The sequence below is a fragment of the Desulforhopalus singaporensis genome (assembly GCF_900104445.1).
Taxonomy (GTDB): Bacteria; Desulfobacterota; Desulfobulbia; order Desulfobulbales; family Desulfocapsaceae; genus Desulforhopalus_A; species Desulforhopalus_A singaporensis.
The window spans coordinates 1-2,732 of sequence record NZ_FNJI01000096.1; the positions used below are offsets into that span (position 1 = coordinate 1).

3 protein-coding genes are annotated in these 2,732 nt (G+C 50.4%); all 3 read right to left on the minus strand.

The window, feature by feature from the left end:
• Positions 1-154: 154 nt before the first annotated feature.
• The 3 genes from tnpC to tnpA all read right to left on the minus strand — a co-directional run bounded on the left by tnpC (position 155) and on the right by tnpA (position 2,529).
• On the minus strand, positions 155-1,765 hold the full coding sequence (gene tnpC / locus BLQ17_RS21835) for an IS66 family transposase (RefSeq protein ID WP_092226385.1): 1,611 nt from the start codon (positions 1,763-1,765) through the stop codon (positions 155-157).
• 72 nt (positions 1,766-1,837) lie between these two features.
• Complete coding sequence (gene tnpB, locus BLQ17_RS21840; protein WP_092226387.1) at positions 1,838-2,185, minus strand: IS66 family insertion sequence element accessory protein TnpB; 348 nt, start codon at positions 2,183-2,185, stop codon at positions 1,838-1,840.
• On the minus strand, positions 2,182-2,529 hold the full coding sequence (tnpA, locus tag BLQ17_RS21845; RefSeq protein ID WP_092226389.1) for an IS66 family insertion sequence element accessory protein TnpA: 348 nt from the start codon (positions 2,527-2,529) through the stop codon (positions 2,182-2,184). Before tnpA ends, tnpB begins: the two co-directional genes overlap by 4 nt.
• Positions 2,530-2,732 lie beyond the last annotated feature (203 nt).

Consider the following 2,732-nt stretch of genomic DNA (forward strand, 5'->3'; position numbering starts at 1 on the left):
TTGTTCCTTATATTCCTGCCATAACAGCATCAGAGTGACGTGTTTTCTCGCCTGCAGTTCCTTATGTACTTCCTGGAAATCAGGGAACAGTTTTGTAAGCGTTTCACCAAGCACACCAATAAAGGCACATTTTCTCAGCCTGCTACCGTAGCAATCAGACAGAACTTACTTTAGGGGCTTCCTCCAAGATCTCCGGAGTCAGATTACTGGGCATCAGTTTTCTGTAATCATCCACAGCTGCAGCAAATGGAAGTTGTTCAAACAGGTAACGTAGATACTTGTACGGTTCCAGTCTGTTGGCCTTTGCCGATTCGATAAGGGAATATATGGTGGCACTCGCCTCAGCCCCGGCCGGTGTTCCAGCAAACAACCAGTTCTTACGTCCGACACAAAACGGGCGTATAGCATTTTCGGCAAGGTTGTTGTCAGGGGTGGCAAAAGGATAATCGATATACGCGTTCAGCCGGTCCCACTGGTTCAAGGTATAGGTTACTGCTTTACCCAGCAGGCTTTTGGGCACAACATGGGTCGATTTCTTTACAAGCCAGGCGTACATATTATCGAGGATCGGCTTCGCCTCAGCTTGCCGGAGATCCTGCAACTCTTCTGCGGAAAGATTCTGCGCTTTTGCCTTTTTTTCAAGGTGATAAAGCGCCTTGATATACTTCAGAGCCATATCGGGGGCACCGGACTTTTTACTATTTTTCCCCCGCGCCTTCTGGGCTTCCTTAAACTTCCTGCGTGCATGGGCCAGGCAGCCGAGGTGGATGATATCCTGCTTTTCATCAAGAAAGTCATAGCCAGCATAGCCATCAGTCTGTACCACCCCTTTATAGCCATCGAGGAATTCGGCTGCGACATCGGTCGCCCTGGTCTGGTGATAGTGGAAGTATAAAGCAGGCGCACCAGGTAATCCGCCCCGAAAGACCCACATATACGACTTGCTGGTTGCAGCTTTACCCGGTTCCTTCAAGACTTGAACCGTGGTCTCATCGCCGTTGATAAGTGGCCCAGCGAGGATTTGCTGGCGAAGGAGATTTTTCAGTGGAAGGCAGGCCTCCGCGACCCGCATTGCCCAGCGAGACATGGTTGCCCGGGGAATATCCGCTCCAAGGCGGAAAAATTGTTGCTCTTGCCGATAAAACGGCAGGGAATCTGCAAACTTGGCGGTGAGAATGTGCGCCATCAAACCGCCGCTGGCAATGGCTTTGGGAAGGAGTTGGGCCGGGGCTGGCGCCATCTTGACCGTAGGACCGTTCTCAGCCGCATTCTCACACTGTTTGCAACTGTATTTGGGCCTGATGTGGCGTACGACCTGAATAACAGCAGGGATGATATCCAGTTTCTCAGAGACTTCCTCACCTATTCGGTTGAGTGCGGAGCCACAGTGGCAGATTTTTTCCTGTTCGTCTATGTCGTGAACGATATCGACACGTGGCAGATTATCGGGAAGCGGTTTTCGCTTGCCCCTGCGTCGGGTATGCTGCTTCACCTCTAAAGCTTCCTCTGCCCTGGCATCTGGATCGGGTTCCGGCATGTCGAAAAGGCTGAGTTGCGGTGATTTGTCGCCATAGCGACTTTTCTCGCTCTTACGGCCAAACAGCTTGTCGTACAGGTGGCGAACCTGCTCCTGAAGCAAGTGCACCTCCGCCTCTTGCCGGCCTTTCAATTTTTCGAGCTCAGCCAGGTGAGAACTCTGAAGTTGCTCAATGAGCGCCTTGAGTTCTTCCGGGTTATCCGGCAATGTAGAAGTGTTCGAAATCATAAAAACACTCTACCATACAGACCGTTAACACACCAGATATAATCAAGAAAACTACATGTAATAACAAGGTGTTTATCCAGCTGAGCTGTAGGGTAATCTCTGGTGTGCATGGCTCAGATCAAGACCTTGCAGAAGCCACTCAAGCGCTACCTGATTTACCTCCATCACCTCCTCCTCAGAGTCAGGCCAACGGAAGATATCCTCCTCCAGTCTCTTCATCCATACGCAAAAACCGTTGTCCTGCCAGTAGAGAATTTTCACCAGATCTCGCCTTCTGTTGCAGAAAGCGAACAAGTTGCCTGTAAAAAGATCCAGCTCGAATTGGTCTTCGACCAGAAGAGACAGGCCGTTAATCGATTTTCGCATATCAGTTGCGCCCAGAGCAATATACACCCTGGTGCCATTTGGCTGGAAAATCATAACTGCCTTAGAACCACCAGGAGTTTTTTAAGCGCGCGAGCAGAGAACTCTTCCGCAAGTTCTACCAGCACTTCATCGTTACCGACACGCATCGTTAATCCTGAAGATGGTAATTTATGTTGTTGGGGTGGAGTTGCCTGCACGGTTAAAGGGTAAAAACGTGCTTTCTCCTGCAGCCCGTCAGCATTGAGTTTTCTCTTCCAGTGCTGAAAGGTTGACAATGCCAGAGCGTGATCTCGACAGTAACGTATTTGGCTCAGAGAACTGCGACTATGGTTTTCAATATGATACCGCCAGAACGCGGCTTTGTATTGGGCGGATTTCCCTTGTGTCCTGGTTGTCATCGTATGCCTCCTTTGAATTGGTGGCGTACTGAACCATGATTTCAACCACGAGAAAAGATGAGGTCGTTGAGACGCTTACACAGTTTTGAACTGTGCCGGGGCGTTGGCGCTGGAAAAAGTTGTTGTTCGAGGGAGGCGTCGCTCAACCCCTCAGGAAGGGGCCACTTGAGCCCCGCAAGTTTTACACGCTGGATGTAGTCGCC